At 62.7% G+C, this 15,889-nt stretch carries 20 protein-coding genes; 8 read left to right on the top strand and 12 right to left on the bottom strand.

Features of this window, described 5'->3' with window-relative positions:
- Positions 1 to 32 precede the first annotated feature (32 nt).
- Both ACR0LD_RS14655 and rpsU read right to left on the bottom strand, forming a co-directional pair.
- Positions 33 to 1,109 carry a CAP domain-containing protein gene (locus ACR0LD_RS14655; RefSeq protein ID WP_480637621.1) on the bottom strand — a complete coding sequence of 359 codons (1,077 nt, stop codon included), beginning with the start codon at positions 1,107 to 1,109 and terminating at the stop codon, positions 33 to 35.
- A 308-nt stretch (positions 1,110 to 1,417) separates the two neighbouring features.
- A complete protein-coding gene (gene rpsU / locus ACR0LD_RS14650) occupies positions 1,418 to 1,624 on the bottom strand; it encodes a 30S ribosomal protein S21 (protein ID WP_005614280.1) in 207 nt (68 codons plus the stop codon).
- 111 nt (positions 1,625 to 1,735) lie between these two features.
- Here rpsU and ACR0LD_RS14645 point away from each other — a divergent pair, with 111 nt between their 5' ends.
- Both ACR0LD_RS14645 and ACR0LD_RS14640 read left to right on the top strand, forming a co-directional pair.
- The gene (locus ACR0LD_RS14645; protein WP_170342311.1) at positions 1,736 to 2,428 is read left to right on the top strand and encodes a COQ9 family protein; all 693 of its coding nucleotides are present in this window, start codon (positions 1,736 to 1,738) and stop codon (positions 2,426 to 2,428) included.
- Positions 2,429 to 2,492: 64 nt separating this feature from the next.
- On the top strand, positions 2,493 to 3,479 hold the full coding sequence (locus ACR0LD_RS14640) for an NAD(P)H-quinone oxidoreductase (RefSeq protein WP_480637619.1): 987 nt from the start codon (positions 2,493 to 2,495) through the stop codon (positions 3,477 to 3,479).
- 35 nt (positions 3,480 to 3,514) lie between these two features.
- Here the strand turns inward: ACR0LD_RS14640 and ACR0LD_RS14635 are convergent, their stop codons facing one another.
- The gene (locus ACR0LD_RS14635) at positions 3,515 to 4,372 is read right to left on the bottom strand and encodes a DUF2189 domain-containing protein (RefSeq protein WP_170343022.1); all 858 of its coding nucleotides are present in this window, start codon (positions 4,370 to 4,372) and stop codon (positions 3,515 to 3,517) included.
- Between the two features lie 192 nt (positions 4,373 to 4,564).
- Here ACR0LD_RS14635 and ACR0LD_RS14630 point away from each other — a divergent pair, with 192 nt between their 5' ends.
- Positions 4,565 to 5,548: a quinone oxidoreductase family protein gene (locus ACR0LD_RS14630; protein ID WP_480637618.1), complete on the top strand. Its 984-nt coding sequence runs from the start codon at positions 4,565 to 4,567 to the stop codon at positions 5,546 to 5,548.
- 48 nt (positions 5,549 to 5,596) lie between these two features.
- Here ACR0LD_RS14630 and ACR0LD_RS14625 read toward each other — a convergent pair whose 3' ends face one another.
- The 9 genes from ACR0LD_RS14625 to ACR0LD_RS14585 all read right to left on the bottom strand — a co-directional run bounded on the left by ACR0LD_RS14625 (position 5,597) and on the right by ACR0LD_RS14585 (position 11,794).
- Positions 5,597 to 6,130 carry an outer membrane protein gene (locus tag ACR0LD_RS14625; protein ID WP_480637616.1) on the bottom strand — a complete coding sequence of 178 codons (534 nt, stop codon included), beginning with the start codon at positions 6,128 to 6,130 and terminating at the stop codon, positions 5,597 to 5,599.
- 256 nt (positions 6,131 to 6,386) lie between these two features.
- The gene (locus ACR0LD_RS14620; protein ID WP_093963550.1) at positions 6,387 to 6,860 is read right to left on the bottom strand and encodes a YHS domain-containing (seleno)protein; all 474 of its coding nucleotides are present in this window, start codon (positions 6,858 to 6,860) and stop codon (positions 6,387 to 6,389) included.
- A 197-nt stretch (positions 6,861 to 7,057) separates the two neighbouring features.
- Positions 7,058 to 7,327 (bottom strand): hypothetical protein, encoded by a 270-nt coding sequence (locus ACR0LD_RS14615; protein ID WP_480637614.1) that lies wholly within the window; start codon positions 7,325 to 7,327, stop codon positions 7,058 to 7,060.
- Positions 7,324 to 7,929: a glycerol-3-phosphate 1-O-acyltransferase PlsY gene (gene plsY, locus ACR0LD_RS14610; protein ID WP_170360019.1), complete on the bottom strand. Its 606-nt coding sequence runs from the start codon at positions 7,927 to 7,929 to the stop codon at positions 7,324 to 7,326. The genes ACR0LD_RS14615 and plsY overlap by 4 nt, the downstream gene beginning before the upstream one ends.
- Positions 7,929 to 9,209 (bottom strand): dihydroorotase, encoded by a 1,281-nt coding sequence (pyrC, locus tag ACR0LD_RS14605; RefSeq protein WP_170445466.1) that lies wholly within the window; start codon positions 9,207 to 9,209, stop codon positions 7,929 to 7,931. Before pyrC ends, plsY begins: the two co-directional genes overlap by 1 nt.
- A complete protein-coding gene (locus ACR0LD_RS14600; protein WP_367646421.1) occupies positions 9,206 to 9,592 on the bottom strand; it encodes a hypothetical protein in 387 nt (128 codons plus the stop codon). The genes pyrC and ACR0LD_RS14600 overlap by 4 nt, the downstream gene beginning before the upstream one ends.
- Entirely contained in the window at positions 9,577 to 10,095 is a 519-nt protein-coding gene (locus tag ACR0LD_RS14595) for a hypothetical protein (protein WP_480637612.1), read from the bottom strand. Before ACR0LD_RS14595 ends, ACR0LD_RS14600 begins: the two co-directional genes overlap by 16 nt.
- Positions 10,092 to 11,027: an aspartate carbamoyltransferase catalytic subunit gene (locus ACR0LD_RS14590; protein ID WP_480632373.1), complete on the bottom strand. Its 936-nt coding sequence runs from the start codon at positions 11,025 to 11,027 to the stop codon at positions 10,092 to 10,094. The genes ACR0LD_RS14595 and ACR0LD_RS14590 overlap by 4 nt, the downstream gene beginning before the upstream one ends.
- A gap of 65 nt (positions 11,028 to 11,092) precedes the next feature.
- On the bottom strand, positions 11,093 to 11,794 hold the full coding sequence (locus tag ACR0LD_RS14585; RefSeq protein ID WP_254438978.1) for a scavenger receptor class F, member 2: 702 nt from the start codon (positions 11,792 to 11,794) through the stop codon (positions 11,093 to 11,095).
- Between ACR0LD_RS14585 and ACR0LD_RS14580 the strand changes: the two genes are divergently transcribed.
- The 5 genes from ACR0LD_RS14580 to ACR0LD_RS14560 all read left to right on the top strand — a co-directional run bounded on the left by ACR0LD_RS14580 (position 11,793) and on the right by ACR0LD_RS14560 (position 15,884).
- Entirely contained in the window at positions 11,793 to 12,560 is a 768-nt protein-coding gene (locus ACR0LD_RS14580; RefSeq protein ID WP_480637609.1) for a uracil-DNA glycosylase, read from the top strand. The genes ACR0LD_RS14585 and ACR0LD_RS14580 overlap by 2 nt on opposite strands.
- Positions 12,557 to 13,156, top strand: coding sequence for a metallophosphoesterase family protein (locus ACR0LD_RS14575; RefSeq protein ID WP_170367588.1), 600 nt, complete (start codon positions 12,557 to 12,559; stop codon positions 13,154 to 13,156). The genes ACR0LD_RS14580 and ACR0LD_RS14575 overlap by 4 nt, the downstream gene beginning before the upstream one ends.
- A complete protein-coding gene (locus ACR0LD_RS14570) occupies positions 13,153 to 13,773 on the top strand; it encodes a LysE family translocator (RefSeq protein ID WP_480637607.1) in 621 nt (206 codons plus the stop codon). The genes ACR0LD_RS14575 and ACR0LD_RS14570 overlap by 4 nt, the downstream gene beginning before the upstream one ends.
- A gap of 6 nt (positions 13,774 to 13,779) precedes the next feature.
- Complete coding sequence (moaB, locus tag ACR0LD_RS14565; RefSeq protein WP_170360033.1) at positions 13,780 to 14,322, top strand: molybdenum cofactor biosynthesis protein B; 543 nt, start codon at positions 13,780 to 13,782, stop codon at positions 14,320 to 14,322.
- Between the two features lie 107 nt (positions 14,323 to 14,429).
- Positions 14,430 to 15,884, top strand: a complete 1,455-nt coding sequence (locus ACR0LD_RS14560; RefSeq protein WP_170365470.1) for an efflux RND transporter periplasmic adaptor subunit — start codon at positions 14,430 to 14,432, stop codon at positions 15,882 to 15,884.
- Positions 15,885 to 15,889: the final 5 nt, after the last annotated feature.

The following is a 15,889-nucleotide window of genomic DNA, read 5'->3' as shown; positions in this document are numbered from 1 at the left end:
GAATCGGGGCACTTTTTTCGGCCGCAACTGCCTCAGAAGATGAATGAGTCGCGGTCGAGATCAGCCAGCAAGGTATCCTCGAGGATCACCATGTGGCCTTTGCCATCGTCGATCACCACATCGTTGCCTGACTGAGAGATATGGTTGTTCATCAGATCCTTGTAGCTCTTGATGGCGGCGCTGCTGCGCAGCACAACCTGGTCGCCGTCTTCGAAATCGGTAACGCGGTTGATACCGTTGCTGAAGAAAAAGTCATCTGCGCCGGTGCCGCCGGTCATGATGTTGGTTCCGCTGCCGCCACGTAGAACGTCGTCACCCGTGCCACCCGACATCGTATCGTCGCCGGCCTGACCTTTCAGGATATCGCGATCATCGCCGCCTTCCAGAGTATCATTGCCCTGTCCGCCGAACAGCCTGTCACGGCCGCCTTCGCCGCGCAGAGTGTCATCCCCGGACCGCCCCAGAAGGGTATCTCGACCACTTTGCCCGGTCAGAGTGTCATCGCCGCCGCGCCCGTCCAGTCGCCCGGCTTTCCCGACTTCCAGGGTAAACCAGTTGTCTTCGGCATTCCCTGTCTTTCCGGGTTTGACAAAAATCTCCACAGGGCCGGCGGGTGTTGGGGCCGGGGCGGGGGATGGCAACGGAGTTCCTCCGCCGCCGGAACCGCCGGTATCCAGTTGGACCGCCGCCGAAGTCCGCGCGAAGTTCTGCGTGACCATGATGGCGTCGTAATTCACGCCGTTATGCAGGTATTTCCCGGTCTCGATCCCGATCCCGATCACGGCCACGTTCGGATCGAGTATGTTGGCCTTGTGGCCGGGGCTGTTCATTAGGCTGTCGTGCAGGTTCTGGACGTCATCGGCCAGACCTGGGGCACCGCGGACACTTTGCCATGCTATGTTTTCGGTCGCACGCCAGCTGCCTGAAAACACAAAGCCGGCATCTTCCATCCGATCCCACGGCTGGGACTTGCCGACACCCGTGTGGCTGAACTTGTATACGTCCAGCATCCATTGGCTGTGATCCTCAGCGGCGTCGTTCAGCCTCAGTTCCAGCTGGACGGGCTGCAGGCCTCGGCTGGCGCGCTCGGCATTTATGAGCTCCAGCATTTGCCTTTCAAGTGAACTTGCGACTGACGCGATTCTGCCTCCATTGGATTGCGTTATTTTGAGGTGACATTAGTGGCGAGAATTTGGCGTAGAAAAGTCACAAATCTGCCGGGTGGAATCGGACGGCGAATTGCCACCAAAACTTGCTGATTCATGTGCGGCAACTTGCTGAGTGATGCCAGACGGCGTCAGTTTTCGGGCTTGGATTTGCAGGCACACCGGGGATTTGTTCCCCAGAAACGACAAACCCCCGGGCGATGCCTCGGGGGTCGTCAAATAGTGTCATCCAAAGCTGGACGAGGAAGATCTTAGAGCAGACCTTCGCGCTGGGCTTTCTTGCGTGCCAGTTTACGGGCACGGCGGATCGCTTCAGCTTTCTCGCGCGCTTTTTTCTCGGACGGTTTCTCGAAATGTTGCTTCAGCTTCATTTCACGGAACACGCCTTCGCGCTGCAGCTTTTTCTTCAGGGCACGAAGCGCCTGATCGACATTGTTGTCGCGAACACTAACCTGCATGTGGTTGTCACCACCTTTCTAGATAGAGTTGCAAGGAAATTGCAGGAGTTGGCCGTATAGCAAAGCGGACCTAACTTGTCTAGTACTGGGCCCAACAGTCGGAGGACCGCCATGACCGTGACCTATGAAGATGCAAAACAGCAATTGCTGGACGCAATTCTGACCCATGTTCCTTTTGATGGTTGGTCCGAAGAGAGCTTTCGCGCGGCCATTGCCGACTGCGATCTGGACGAAGGTCTGGCCCGTGTCATCTGCCCGCGGGGCGCCGTGGATCTGGCGCTCGCATTTCACGCCCGCGGGGACGCCGAGATGCTTGAACGGCTGAAGTCCGAGGACCTGAGCGATCTGAAGTTCCGCGACAGGATTGCCGCCGCAGTGCGCTTCCGCCTGCAGGCTGTCCCCGACAGGGAGGCGGTGCGCCGAGGCGTGACTTTGTTTTCGTTGCCGTCATATGCAGCAGATGGCGCCAAAGCGGTCTGGGGCACCTGTGACCTGATCTGGGATGCGCTGGGCGACACTTCGGATGATGTCAACTGGTACACCAAACGCGCAACACTGTCGGGTGTGTATTCCTCGACCCTCTTGTTCTGGTTGGGCGATGACAGCCCGGACCACCAGCGGACCTGGGAATTCCTGGATCGCCGCATTGCGGATGTGATGCAGTTCGAGAAGCTCAAGGCGCAGGTGAACAACAATCCGCTGTTCAAACCGTTCCTTGCGGTTCCCAACTGGCTGGCAAGTCAGGTTCGGGCGCCAGTCAGGATGCGGGCCGATCTGCCGGGTCTTCTGAACCCGCGCAAGTAACCGCCTCTTGTTGCTGGGCCTTTCCCGATTCGCCTGATACCCATCGCGCAAAGGAGTTTTGCCAATGCCCCAGATGATGCGCGCCATTGAGATCACCACGCCCGGAGGTCCGGACGTTCTGCAACTGACGGAACGACCCATGCCCGAGCCGGGTCATGGTCAGGTGGTTTTGAAAGTGGCCTATGCCGGCGTCAACCGCCCAGACGCTCTGCAGCGGGCCGGGGCCTATGATCCGCCGCCGGGGGCCAGCGACCTTCCCGGGCTCGAGGCTTCGGGCGAGGTGGTGGCCATTGGCTCCGGGGTCTCGGGGTTGGCACTGGGGGATCAGGTCTGTGCGTTGTTGCCCGGCGGCGGGTATGCAGAATACGTGGTAACACCGGCGGCACATTGCCTGCCTGTGCCCTCGGGCCTGAGCCTTAAACAGGCCGCCTGCCTGCCCGAAACCTTCTTTACGGTCTGGTCAAACGTGTTCACTCGTGGCGGGCTGAAGGCTGGCGAACGGTTCCTTGTACATGGGGGATCGAGCGGGATTGGTACCACGGCCATTCAACTGGCCAACGCTTTCGGAGCCCGGGTCTTCGTGACGGCTGGTTCGGACGAGAAATGCCAGGCCTGTCTGGACCTGGGGGCCGAGAGGGCGATCAACTACAAGACCGAGGATTTTGTTGCTGCCATTCGGGTCGAAGGTGGGGCGGATCTGATTCTCGACATGGTTGGCGGCGATTACATCCCTCGCAACGTCAAGGCGTTGGCCGAAGATGGCAGGCTGGTTCAGATCGCGTTTCTGCAAGGACCCGTCGTCGAGTTGAACTTTGCGCTGATGATGGTCAAACGCCTGACCCTGACCGGCAGCACACTGCGGCCACAGAGCGACCTTGCCAAAGCGCGCATCGCGCAGGATCTGCGTGAGGCGGTCTGGCCGCTGCTTGAGGCTGGAAAAGTTGCCCCGGTCATGGACAGCGAATATGATCTGGCCGATGCCGTCGCTGCGCATGCCCGCATGGAAAGCTCCGGCCACATTGGCAAGATCGTTTTGAAAGTATCAGGCTAGGCGCTATCAGCGCGGAGGGTTGCCCCGCGCTTTGCTCAGGCGATGGCGCGTCTATACAGGTGCCATGTCGCGTGCCCCAAGACAGGCATTGCGACGATCAGGCCCAACAGCAGCGGGATCGCACCAAGAACCAGCAGCGCGGCGACGATGAAACCCCAGGTCAGGATCACGGTCGGATTGTGCCGCAGGACCCGGACCGAGGTGACCACGGCCACGGGCAGGCCGACCTTGCGGTCAAGCAGTAACGGGAAGCTGACAACGCTGACGGCCAAGGCCACCAGAGCAAACAGAAACCCAACCGCCGATCCGACGATGATCATGGTCCAGCCGGGGCCGGTGGTCAGAGCCCGTGTCAGAAATTGGCCCAGCGTCTCTGGCGGCTGCGGACCCAGTGTTTCGATATAGATGCCGTGTGCCACCATCAGCCAGACCAGCAACAGCATGACAAGGTAAAAGGCCAGTGCCAGTATGGCGCCGAACGAGGGGGATCGAAAAACACCCAACGCGTCCAGCCAGTGAACCTCGTGCCCCTGTTCCCGCTTGCGGCTGATCTCATACAAGCCCAGTGCAGCGACCGGACCGATCAGCGCAAACCCGGCCACCAGAGGAGCCAGAAGTGGCACCATGTTGGCTTGCATCGCGAATCCGAACATCAAAAGCCCCGCGATCGGGTAGATCAGAACGATGAAAATGGCATCGGCCCGGATCGCCAGAAAGTCTTCGTATCCGGCGCGCAGGCACTCTCGCAAGTCTTGCAACGTCAGCGTTTGTACCGTCGGCAGATGCTGGGTGTCAGCGCTGCCGATGCCCGTTACGTTTTCAGCGATGTGATCGCTGGTCGCGCCGAGTTGCTGCGCGGTCCAACTGATCGGGTTTCCGATTGTCTTTGCCATTGTCATCCCTTTCCTTGGCGCAGGTGCGCCGCAGGATGCATCCGGCGAAAAGTTGCCCGTGGCCGGATGACCCGGCAACGCCTGACCCTAGTGTACCACAGTTTTTTCCAATCCTGGTTCACCCTTGCGAGATCGCCGGATTGCCCTGCGGCGCCGAAGTGATAGCTTGGATCCAGGCAAAAGGAGGTCAGCATGCTGAAAACGGCGCGTACCGTAGTCATTCACGAAACCGGCGGCCCCGAGGTGCTGAAGATCGAGGATAGACCGTTGGGTGACCCGGGACCGGGTGAAGTTCGGATCCGCCATCACGCCTGCGGTCTGAATTTTATTGATGTCTACCAGCGGACCGGTCTGTATCCGATGGAACTGCCGCACGCGCTGGGAATGGAAGCCGCCGGGGTGATCGAGGCGGTCGGCGAAGGCGTGACGCATCTGAAACCGGGCCAGCGGGCGGCTTATGCCGCGGTGCCGGCCGGTGCCTATTGCGAGGCGCGGGTGATGCCCGCGTCGCAGGTGTGCCCCTTGCCCGGCGGAATCTCATTCGAGACCGCGGCGGCCATGATGCTCAAGGGCTTGACGGTTGAATACTTGTTTCACCGCACCACGCCGCTGAAACGTGGTGACACGGTTCTGTTCCATGCCGCCGCCGGGGGTGTCGGCCTGATCGCGTGCCAGTGGGCCAAATCCGAAGGCATCAAGCTGATCGGCACGGCCGGGACCGATGACAAGTGCCGTCTGGCCCAGTTCAACGGCGCCACACACTGCATCAACTACCGGACCGAGGATTTTGCGTCCCGCGTGGCCGAGATAACCGGCGGAAAAGGGGTCGATGCGGTCATGGACTCTGTTGGTGCCGATACGTTCGAAGGCTCGCTGGACTGCCTCAAGCCATTGGGGATGATGATTTCCTTCGGCAATGCGTCTGGACCCGTGCCACCGTTCAACATCGGCATTCTTGGGCAGAAGGGGTCGTTGAAGATCACCCGGCCGACGCTGTTCACCCATATCGCGGACCATTCCGTGTGTCAGGCCATGGCCCGGCGGCTGTTCGGCAAGGTGGCCGGCGCCGAGGTCAAGATTCACATCGATCAACGCTTTGAACTGGATCAGGTCGCCGATGCGCACCGCGCACTGGAGGCGCGGCAGACAACCGGAAGCACGATCCTGGTGCCATGAAAAAGGCCCGGCACGCTGTGCCGGGCCCGTTCGATTCTGCGCGAGGGATCAGAAGCGGTATGCCGCCCGGATCTGGAACGTGGTTGCATCCACGTCGACACCGGTCGAGTTGAAATTGTCGAACTCGTGGTACAGCAGCTCGCCCGCGATGCTGACGTTCGGCGCGACGATCTGTTCATAACCGGCGCCGATGAACCATCCATCGTCGCTGCCCAGCGTGTCCGTTCCCGCATCCGCGTAACCGGCGACACCGTACAGCAGCCCCTGCGGGTTGACCTTGTAGCCGGCGCGGGCTTTCAGCCGCCAGACGTCTTCGACCGTTGCGGCACCCGAAAGGTCGACATCAGACCAGTCATAGTCAAAGCCGCCGCCCACGACCCAGTCGCCCAGATCATAGTCGTAACCAAGGATCAGACCGCCGATGGCCCCGTTTCCGTCCACACCGGACAGGCTGGTGCCGATATCCGCGTAGCCGACCTGCGCACCTGCATAGAACCCGGTCCAATCGCCCGAGGACTGCGCTATGGCGGTGCCGGCTGCAAAAGTTGCGACGGTGGTCAAAAGTGCCAGTTTGCTCGTCATCTTGCTATCCTTTCGTTGGAAGTTATCTGCCTCGGCCCTTGGTTGGCCTGAAGGTTTGTATTGATCTTTACGTTCCGGTCGGTGGGCCGGATCATTGGTTTTTCGCTGTGATTCCGACCCGGATTTCCGCAAGGTCGGCGTCTGGCCGCCCTATTGGAGTGTTGTTCTGATCAGATAGGTTCGGGGTCGTGGGGCTTCAAATCACGATCGGCGGCAGAAGCATTCTGCCGCCGATCCTTACCGCCAATTCAGCAGATTATTGCTGCAGTTCGGCCGGATCCTTGTCGGCGATCGTTTCCCAGTTGACGCTGGCTTTCTCGATGAAGCCGGGGATGTCGCCTTCCCAACGCTGCTGGATGTCTTCCGACAGGTTCAGGTACAACTTGTTGTCCACGATCTTCCAGTAGGTCGGATCGCCGTCAAACTTGAACCCCATGGCCGCTCCGAAGGCGCAGTAGCCGCCGTAGGCCGGCAGGTAGGCCTCGGGATTGGCTTCGAACGCAGCCTTGTTCTCTTCGGTGGCAAAACGGTACAGCGCATCGTTGTGCAACGCCGTGATCTTGTAGCTGCCTTTGGTCGGCTCGCCTTCAGTGAAATACGCCACCGGGTCGTAACCCTGCATCGCCAAACCGGTCGACGAGGCGTTGATTTCTACCCCGGCCGCCAGGGCCGAGCTTGCGATTGCCACAGACAGCGCAACGCCGCCCAACAGGGATTTGATCTTGTTCATGGTTCCACCTTTCGTGATCGGGCTGCCCGGCATGTCCAAGCGCGGGCGTTTCAGCACCGAAATTGCGTTTCGTGCACCCGGTAATTGAGCGTCACGAAAACTCAGGTGGGAAAGGCGGCGATCACGTTCAAAGCAATCAAACGTGAATGTGCGGAAATACCAGGCGGTCTGTTCGCAAGCGCAGATCGGTCTGCGGTTCAGCTGTCGGGTACCAGGGCCAGAACAAAGCGTACGACCTTGGCGGCAGGCACCTCGCAGGGGCGCAGCAAAGCGCCGCTTTGATCCGTCAGGTACAGGTTCATACTGATGTATTCCGCACCACCCCGTTCATGGGCGACCAGCTTGTGCGATTTGCCGCCGGCCATCGCCAGCCGCGTGACCGAATAGCTTCGACCGTTTGCGGTTCCGGTGAACGAACCCGCCGGCAAGGCAAAGAATGCGTCCAAAAAGTCGGCCGGCGCGGTCACGATTTCCCGATCTTGGGCTCTGTTCCCGCCTTGATGCGGGCCAGATTTTCGCGATGGCGCCAGTAAATCAGCAGCGTCAGAACGACGCCCAGCAAAAAGGTCGACCCGTCCGTCAGGATCATCACCCATGTTGTCGACAGGGCTGCCGCGGCCAGCGCGCCGAGGGACGAGATTCGCCAGATCGCAGCAGCGACCAGCCATGTCAGACAGCACGCAACGCCCACCCGCCAGTCCAGCGCCAGCCACAGGCCCAGGAAAGTTGCCACGCCCTTGCCGCCCTTGAAGCTCAGCCAGACCGGGTAGCAATGGCCGACAAAAGCCGCCAGCGCCGCGACCTGGGCGGCATCGTCGCCGGCCAGTGCCCGGGCCAGCAGGACCGCGACCACGCCTTTGCCGGCGTCGAACAGAAGAGTCAGCGCCGCCGCCGCCTTGCTGCCGGTGCGCAACACGTTGGTGGCACCAATATTGCCGGACCCGATCTGGCGCAGGTTGCCCAGTCCCATCACCCGCGCAACGATCATGCCATAAGGTACCGACCCCATCAGGTATCCGATCGCGGCCCAGATAATCAGTTGGGTCGTCGAGCTGTCGAAAACGGGCATCAGGATCTCCGGAAAATTTCTTTGCCTGCAACGTAGGTTGCGGTGACCTTACCCTGCATCCGCTGTCCGTCAAACGGGGTGTTCTGCGATTTCGATTTCAGCGTGAACCGGTCCAGCACGAAGGGCACATCCGGGTCGAACAGAACCAGATCGGCCGGGGCGCCCGCGCTCAGGCGGCCGCAGTCCAGCCCCAGTCGTTTCGCCGGATTCAGTGTCATGGCCCGGAACAGGGTCGGCAGGTCCAGTTGATCGGCATGATACAGGCGCAGTGCGGCCGGCAGCAGGGTTTCCAGCGCCACCGCGCCCGAGGCCGCCTCTTCGAACGGGAGGCGTTTGCTTTCCTCGTCCTGCGGCGTGTGCATCGAACTGATCGTGTCGATCAGGCCGGACCGAACGGCCTCGATAACCGCCTTCCGGTCGTCCTCGGAGCGCAGCGGCGGCTTGACCTTGAAGAAGGTGCGATAGTCGGCCACGTCCAGCTCGTTCAGCGTCAGGTGGTGGATCGAGGTGCCGGCGGTGATGTCCAGCCCGTTGCGCTTGGCCCGTTCCAGGGCGGGCAGGGCGCGGGCCGTGGTGATCTGATCGGCGTGATAGGCCGCGCCGGTCATTTCAAGCAAGGCGATGTCGCGGTCCAGACCCATGCGCTCGGCCATGGGCGAAACGGCGGGCAGACCGCGCAGGGCGGCGAATTTGCCGCTGGTGGCGGCAGCACCGTGGCTCAGCCCCGGGTCCTGTGGGTGGGCGATGACAAGCGCGCCGCAGGCCCGGGCATAGGTCAGCGCGCGGGAAAACACCTTGGTGTCCGTCACCACATGGTCGCAGTCGGTGAAAGCCACCGCGCCCGCATCCATCAGAAACCCGATCTCGGTCATCTCGCGCCCGTCGCGGCCCTTGGTCAGAGCGGCCATGGTCAGCACGTTGACGGGCGTGTCGGCCTGCGCGCGTCGGGTGACGAACTCGAGCGTTTCCGGCGTGTCGATCGCAGGCAGGGTGTCGGGGCGGGTGACCATTGTGGTCACGCCTCCGGCCGCGGCGGCAAGGCCCGCGGATTTGTAGCTTTCCTTGTGTCGCTCGCCCGGCTCGCAGACCTTGACGCCGATATCGACGATGCCGGGGGCCAGACACTGACCGCCGCAATCAATCACCTGCGCGTCCGCCTCGGGCGCCGGATCGTCGCCGCTGGCCAAGATGCGCCCGTCGGCCACATGCAGCCAGCCCAGGGCGTCGGTTCCGGCTTCGGGGTCGATCAGGCGGGCGTTGGTGAAGATCAGGTTGGTCATGCCATTGCCCTTTCAATCGCGGCTTTGGTGGCGGCCGGGTCGGCCTGGTACTTGATCAGGTGCTTGTCGCCGCCTTTGGTGACGATCTGCACGAAGCTGCCCATGATATTCACGGCCGCGATCTGGTTCAGCGGCACGCTGCGCCCGCCGGGTCCGGTCAGGGTGGTGTCGGTCATCTGCCAGTTGGCCACCAGTTCCTCCGAGGCCAGGTACCACGCCCGGACGCCCACCGCCGCCAGACCGGCCGGGGCGCCGGTCCAGACATAGGGATTTCCGATCAGCCACAGCACGAGCATCGCCCCCGCCATCGCGCCCGCGGCCAACCAGGCGTTGGTACGGACATAGGCGCCCTTGTCCGGCGCAAAGGTCACAGGATCAGCCACAGAGCACCTCCGATGACCAACAGGATGATCAAGGCAAGCAAGGCCGATCCCGTCCGGCGGGGTTGCTCGCTCGAAACTGGATTTTGCGCGGCCGAGTAGGGTCGGGCGCTTTCGGTCTCGATGGCGCCACCGCTCCAGTTCGTGGCCTCTTCGGTGTAAAGGCCTATCAGGCGCAGGCGCGGGTCGGGGCTCAGCGTGGCCGCGCGCGCGCTCAGGGCCGCGCTGCGCAGCACCAAAACCCAGCCGTCGACCGACTCCAGTTTGGCCCGGTCCAGCTGGTCCTCGGACACGCCGCAGCCCTCGCTGAGATAGCCGTAGAGGCCCAGGTCCTCGAGGTCGGACACCGGAAACACGTCGATCTGCTCGGGGTCCAGCCCCGAGACCCCAAGAACCTGATCCGCCGCGCCGGGCTCGCGCAGGAATTTCGCCTCTTCGGGGCGCATGTCCAGCGCGAACAGGCGGATCACGCCGCGCTCGCCAGCCGAGATGTCCAGATCGCTCATGCCGCCTCCTCCAGGTTGCGAGCCAGCAGTTCCATCGCGGCCATGCGCACGGCGACGCCCATCTCGACCTGCTCCTGGATGACCGAGCGGTTGATGTCGTCAGCCAGCGTGCCGTCGATCTCGACCCCGCGGTTCATCGGGCCGGGATGCATCACGATGGCGTCCGGCTTGGCCAGCGCCAGCTTGGCGGCGTCCAGACCATAGCGGTGATAGTATTCCCGTTCCGACGGGATGAACCCGCCATCCATCCGCTCTTTCTGAAGGCGCAGCATCATCACCACGTCCACGTCGCGCAGGCCCTCGGTCATGTCGTCATAGATCTCGGCCCCGAATTCGGCGAATTGCGCAGGCACCAGCGTCGGCGGGCCGATCAGGCGGATGCGGTTCTCCATCTTGCCCAGCAGGATCAGGTTCGATCGCGCGACGCGGGAATGGGCGACATCCCCACAGATAGCCACGTTCAACCGGTGCAGCCGCCCCTTGGCCCGCCGGATGGTCAGCGCATCCAGCAGCGCCTGCGTGGGGTGCTCGTGCCGCCCGTCGCCGGCGTTCAGCACCGCGCAGTTGACCTTCTGCGCCAGCAGGTCTACCGCGCCCGAATGCGGATGCCGCACTACCAGCAGGTCGGGATGCATGGCGTTCAGCGTCATCGCCGTGTCGATCAGGGTCTCGCCCTTTTTGATCGAACTGGCCTGCATCGCCATGTTCATCACATCCGCACCCAGCCGCTTGCCCGCCAATTCGAAACTGGCCTGCGTGCGGGTCGAGTTCTCGAAGAACATGTTGATCTGGGTCAGCCCCGCCAGAACGTCCGAGTGCTTGGCCGATTGCCGGTTCAGATCGACGTATTTTTCGGCCAGGTCCAGAATGGCGGTGATGTCGGATTGGGACAGATGCTCGATGCCAAGTAGGTGACGATGGGCGAAACGCATGGGCCGGGCTCCTGTCTGACAGTCGCGCCGCTTATAGAAAGCGCAGCGCGTCGGGGCAACTGGAGTCAGTCCCCGTCGGGCAGTTTCTCGCATCCGCCTTCGGGCAGGCACTGCTCGCCGGGCCGGCACCACTTGCCGTATCCGCAATCGACGGCCTTTCTGGGCACGCAGCCCTGATTAGCCGAGCATTTGAACCCGGTGCGGCATTGCGATCCGGTCTCTTCGCACAGATACCAGCCGGGGCGCGTACAGCCGCCGCCCGGCAGGCAGGTCGAACCGGCTGCGCAGGTCCGCCCGTCATCGCAGGGTGTTGCCGGTTTCGGTGAGGGGTCGAAATCCGGCGAACTGCGCTCGCATTCGCCGCGCGCGTTGCAGAAGGACCCGCTGGGGCAATCCAGCCGCGAGGCGCATTTGTTCGCGCCCGCGGGCGCACATCGGGTGCCCCCGGCCACGCATTTCTCGAACGGTCCGCAGGACCGCCCGCCGCCGCAATAGGTGCCCCCGGCCTGAATGCAGAACCCGTCATAGCTGCAGCGCTGGCCGACCGAGCAGCATTTCAGACCGCACTGAAACTGGCCCCCACGGCATTGGCCTTGATTGTTGAGAAACGACTGCGCCTCCGACCCGCCGGGCAGCAGGGCGAACAGAGTGATCAGCAGAAGGCCCAGGGTTCGCGTCATGACGGGGACCATCGTCGGCCCGGCAATGCGCCAAGGCAAGGCCAATTTGCTTTCCCTTCCCGCAAAGCTGAGTAGATTGATGGTCATGGAATCGGCCCTTGACCCTTACACCGCGCGTGCCCTGCTGGAATGGCAGGTTGAGCTGGGCGTAACCGACGCGATCGTCGACGCGCCGGTTGACCGCTATGCATTGCCGGATACCGCGCCAAAGGTCAAAAAATCCGCCGTAGCGCAGCCCGCGGTGCAAAAGCCCGCCAAGGCGGATCCGGTGGTCGAGGCAAAGAAGGCTGCGTCTGCGGCATCGTCTCTGGATCAGCTGCGCGCCGCTCTGGAGGCGTTCGAACACTGCGATCTGAAGCGTGGCGCGCGACAGTTGGTCTTTGCTGATGGGACACCCGGTGCGCCGGTCATGATCGTCGGTGAGGCCCCGGGCCGTGAAGAAGACCGCGCTGGAAAGCCGTTCGTTGGCCGCGCCGGGCAGTTGCTGGATCGGATGCTGGCCGCGATCGATATGGACCGCGCCCAAAACGTCTACATCACCAATGTCCTGCCCTGGCGCCCGCCGCAGAACCGGGACCCGCGGCCGGACGAGATCGCGATGATGCAGCCGTTTTTGGAACGGCACGTGGCCCTGTCCAAGCCAAAGGTCCTGGTAGTGATGGGCAACATCAGCTGCCAGGCGGTTCTGAACAAGCGCGGCATAACGCGTCTGCGCGGGCAGTGGGATCAGGCGCTGAATCTGCCGGTTCTGCCCATGCTGCACCCCGCCTATCTGCTGCGCCAGCCCCATGCCAAGCGCCAGGCCTGGGCCGATCTGTTGGATCTGCGCGCATATTTGGAGAACAAGGAATGAAGATTCTGGCCTTTTCCGACCTGCACATGGCCCGCAATCGGGCTGCGGAACTGGTGGCAGCCAGCGTCGAAGCTGACCTGGTGATCGGCGCGGGTGACTATTGCAACATGCGTCAGGGTCTGGACGAGGCGATGGATATGCTTTCCGGCATTTCCGCGCCGATGGTTCTGGTTCCCGGCAACGCCGAAAACGCCGAGGAGCTGGCGGCAGCTGTGCCGGACGGCGTGCATGTTCTGCACGGAACAGGCATGACCGTGGACGGGCTGCGCTTGTTCGGACTTGGCTATGGCGTACCGGTCACGCCATTTGGTGACTGGTCCTGCGACCTGACCGAAGCCGAGGCCGCAGAGCTGCTCAATCGCTGCGCGTCGGCCGACATCCTGATCACGCATGCCCCGCCCAAGGGCAAAGGCGACCGGACCTCGCAGGGGCAGTCGATCGGATCGAGCGCAGTGCGCGACGCGGTGGAACGGATTCAACCTGACTTTGCTCTGTGCGGTCATATCCACGACAGCTGGGGTTATCGCGGCGAGATCGGTCGCACCCGGATCGCGAATCTGGGGCCCAAGGTGAATTGGTTCGAGGTCGATCCATGATCGAATACGCAACGCTGTTGACCTTCATCCCAGCCGCCATAGCGCTGAACATGACGCCGGGGGCTGACATGATGTTTTGCTTCGGGCTTGGGCTTCGGTCGGGCGCCCGATCGGCCATCGTGGCCAGTGCCGGTGTCTCGACTGGTCTGATGGTTCATGTTCTGCTGGCTGGGCTGGGACTTGGCGCGGCGGTCGCGACTATGCCCTGGCTGTTCGACGTCATTCGCTGGCTGGGCGTGGCCTACCTGCTGTATCTGGCCTGGGGCACCATCCGGAACGGTGCGGTCCGGACTGACGCTCCAATGCAGCCTTCGGGCCATGCCTTTCGCGAGGGGATGCTGGTCAACATGACGAATCCCAAGATCATTCTGTTTGTTCTGGCTTTCATCCCGCAATTCGTATCGCCGGCCAACGGATCGGTTCTGGCTCAGTTTCTGCTGCTGGGCGCGATCATCGCTGTGGGCGGGTTCGTCGTGAATGCCCTGGTGGGGTCATTTGCCGGCGGCGCCGGGCGAGCGCTGATTTCAAGCCCGCGGGCTTCGCGAATTCTCGGCTGGGTCAGCGGCGGCGTGTTCGTCACTCTGGCGGCCCGGCTGGCCATCATGGAAAGAGCCTGACACGACATGTCCCGAATTGATGAAACCATGGAATTCATCCCCATCCGCATCGCTGTTCTGACCGTATCGGACACGCGGTCACTGGCCGAAGATCGTTCGGGGCAAACGTTGGTCGACCGGATCGAGCGTGCGGGGCACTCCGTGGCCGACCGCAAGATCATTCAGGACGAGCGCGCCCAGATCGCCGAGCAGTTGCGGGCGTGGGTCGCCGACCCCGAGATTGACGTGGTGATCTCGACCGGCGGCACCGGCTTGACCGGGCGCGATGTCACGGTCGAGGCGCATCGCGATGTCTACGAAAAGGAAATCGAGGCTTTTGGCACCGTCTTCACCCTGATTTCGATGGAGAAGATCGGAACCTCGGCTGTACAGTCGCGGGCCACAGGTGGCGTCGCCGGCGGAACCTATCTGTTTGCCCTGCCGGGCAGCCCAGGGGCCTGCAAGGATGCCTGGGACGGCATTTTGGAAAAACAGCTGGATTATCGCCACCGGCCCTGCAATTTCGTGGAAATCATGCCCAGATTGGACGAACATCTGCGACGGAAGTAGACTGGTCGTACGTTTAACGGCTCATAACCGCCTTGTGGGTTGGTATTTTTTCCGGCCCGGCTACCTATTAATAGACGGCGTCCCGTTGCAACCGGAGTGAAAGATCAATGCGATTTCTGCGGCAGAGCCTCATCGGTGTCTTTCTGGCATCCCTGATGCTTGCGCTGTTGATTGTCGCGGCGCAGATGATCACCGGCGCAGTGCAAGAGGTCATGACCCGCGACAACAAACCCCCGCAGGCGCGCGAACGCGTGTTCGCCGTCACGGTTCAGAGGGCCGAGCCACAAACCGCCACCCCCTATCTGGAAGCATTTGGCGAAGTTCAAAGCCGCAGGCGTCTGGAGTTGCGGGCGGCGCTGGGCGGCCGCGTCATCGGGCTGGCGGAAAACTTCGAGGATGGAGGGGTTGTGCGTGCAGGCGAAGTTCTGGTCGAGCTGGACCCGGCCGATGCGCAGGCGGCGCTGGACCGGGCGCGGTCGGACCTGCTGGATGCCCAGTTTGAAGAACGCGATGCCGAACGCGCCCTGCTTTTGGCACAGGATGAATTGAAGGCCGCCGAGTCCCAATCGGATCTGCGGGAACGGGCCCTGCAGCGTCAGAAGGATTTGCTGGACCGTGGCGTGGGCGCGACCGCCAGCGTTGAAGAGGCCGAATTGGCCGCGGCCTCGGCCCGGCAGACCGTGTTGTCGCGCCGTATCGCTTTGGCGCAGGCCGAGTCCCGCGTCGATCAGGCAACGACGTTGCTGGCGCGGGCCCGTATCGCTTTGGAATCGGCGGAACGCGATCTGGAAGACATGACCATCCGCGCCCGGTTCGACGGGACGCTGACTGGTGTCACGCTGGTTGAAGGGCGCCTGGTCACGGCAAATGAAAAGCTGGCCGAACTGGTCGACCCGTTCGCGCTGGAGGTCGCGTTCCGTGTTTCGACCGCGCAATACGTGCGGTTGCTGGACGATCAGGGCAAGCTGATCCCGGCACCGGTGACCATCTCGCTTGAGGTGACGGGCACGGACCTGAGCGCCACCGGTCGGATCAGCCGCGACAGCGGGTCGGCCGGCGAGGGCCAGACCGGCCGGTTGCTTTATGCCCGGCTTGATGACGCGCCGGGGTTCAAGCCCGGCGATTTCGTGACCGTTTCGGTCGAGGAACAGCCGCTGGATAATGTCGTGCGTCTCCCGTCTTCGGTTCTGGATGCGCAAGGCACCGTGCTGGTGCTGGGCGACGACGACCGGCTGGAAACGCTCCCGGTCGAGCTGGTGCGCCGGCAAGGGGACGAAGTTCTGCTGCGCGGCGCCGGGCTGGAAGGGCGCGAAGTCGTGGTGGGTCGGACCCCGCTGCTGGGATCGGGGGTCCGCGTGCGCCCGGTTCGCATCGAAGACAGCGCCGCGGTCGAGCCGGACATGGTCGAGCTGACCGACGAGCACCGCGCGCGGCTGGTGGCGCAGGTCGAGGCCAGCGACCGCATGTCCCAGGACGCCAAGACCCGTGTTCTTGCTCAGTTGAGCGAGGCGAAGGTGCCGTCGTCTCTGTTGCGGCGGCTTGAAAACCGGGCCGGGGGATAGGCGCC

The organism is Ruegeria sp. BF8 (genome assembly GCF_056538625.1).
The sequence above is the reverse complement of the archived record's forward strand: the minus strand, read 5'-3'. Positions and strand labels throughout refer to the sequence as shown.

Bases quoted from the DNA above. Each gene is read 5' to 3' on its own strand.
- pyrC (WP_170445466.1), bottom strand. From the start codon at position 9,209: ATGACCAACCTGATCTTCACCAACGCCCGCCTGATCGACCCCGAAGCC.
- rpsU (WP_005614280.1), bottom strand. From the start codon at position 1,624: ATGCAGGTTAGTGTTCGCGACAACAATGTCGATCAGGCGCTTCGTGCC.
- ACR0LD_RS14640 (WP_480637619.1), top strand. From the start codon at position 2,493: ATGCCCCAGATGATGCGCGCCATTGAGATCACCACGCCCGGAGGTCCG.
- ACR0LD_RS14630 (WP_480637618.1), top strand. From the start codon at position 4,565: ATGCTGAAAACGGCGCGTACCGTAGTCATTCACGAAACCGGCGGCCCC.
- ACR0LD_RS14655 (WP_480637621.1), bottom strand. From the start codon at position 1,109: ATGCTGGAGCTCATAAATGCCGAGCGCGCCAGCCGAGGCCTGCAGCCC.
- ACR0LD_RS14575 (WP_170367588.1), top strand. From the start codon at position 12,557: ATGAAGATTCTGGCCTTTTCCGACCTGCACATGGCCCGCAATCGGGCT.
- ACR0LD_RS14585 (WP_254438978.1), bottom strand. From the start codon at position 11,794: ATGACCATCAATCTACTCAGCTTTGCGGGAAGGGAAAGCAAATTGGCC.
- ACR0LD_RS14645 (WP_170342311.1), top strand. From the start codon at position 1,736: ATGACCGTGACCTATGAAGATGCAAAACAGCAATTGCTGGACGCAATT.
- plsY (WP_170360019.1), bottom strand. From the start codon at position 7,929: ATGCCCGTTTTCGACAGCTCGACGACCCAACTGATTATCTGGGCCGCG.
- ACR0LD_RS14635 (WP_170343022.1), bottom strand. From the start codon at position 4,372: ATGGCAAAGACAATCGGAAACCCGATCAGTTGGACCGCGCAGCAACTC.
- ACR0LD_RS14560 (WP_170365470.1), top strand. From the start codon at position 14,430: ATGCGATTTCTGCGGCAGAGCCTCATCGGTGTCTTTCTGGCATCCCTG.
- ACR0LD_RS14570 (WP_480637607.1), top strand. From the start codon at position 13,153: ATGATCGAATACGCAACGCTGTTGACCTTCATCCCAGCCGCCATAGCG.
- ACR0LD_RS14590 (WP_480632373.1), bottom strand. From the start codon at position 11,027: ATGCGTTTCGCCCATCGTCACCTACTTGGCATCGAGCATCTGTCCCAA.
- ACR0LD_RS14595 (WP_480637612.1), bottom strand. From the start codon at position 10,095: ATGAGCGATCTGGACATCTCGGCTGGCGAGCGCGGCGTGATCCGCCTG.
- ACR0LD_RS14620 (WP_093963550.1), bottom strand. From the start codon at position 6,860: ATGAACAAGATCAAATCCCTGTTGGGCGGCGTTGCGCTGTCTGTGGCA.
- ACR0LD_RS14580 (WP_480637609.1), top strand. From the start codon at position 11,793: ATGGAATCGGCCCTTGACCCTTACACCGCGCGTGCCCTGCTGGAATGG.
- ACR0LD_RS14625 (WP_480637616.1), bottom strand. From the start codon at position 6,130: ATGACGAGCAAACTGGCACTTTTGACCACCGTCGCAACTTTTGCAGCC.
- moaB (WP_170360033.1), top strand. From the start codon at position 13,780: ATGTCCCGAATTGATGAAACCATGGAATTCATCCCCATCCGCATCGCT.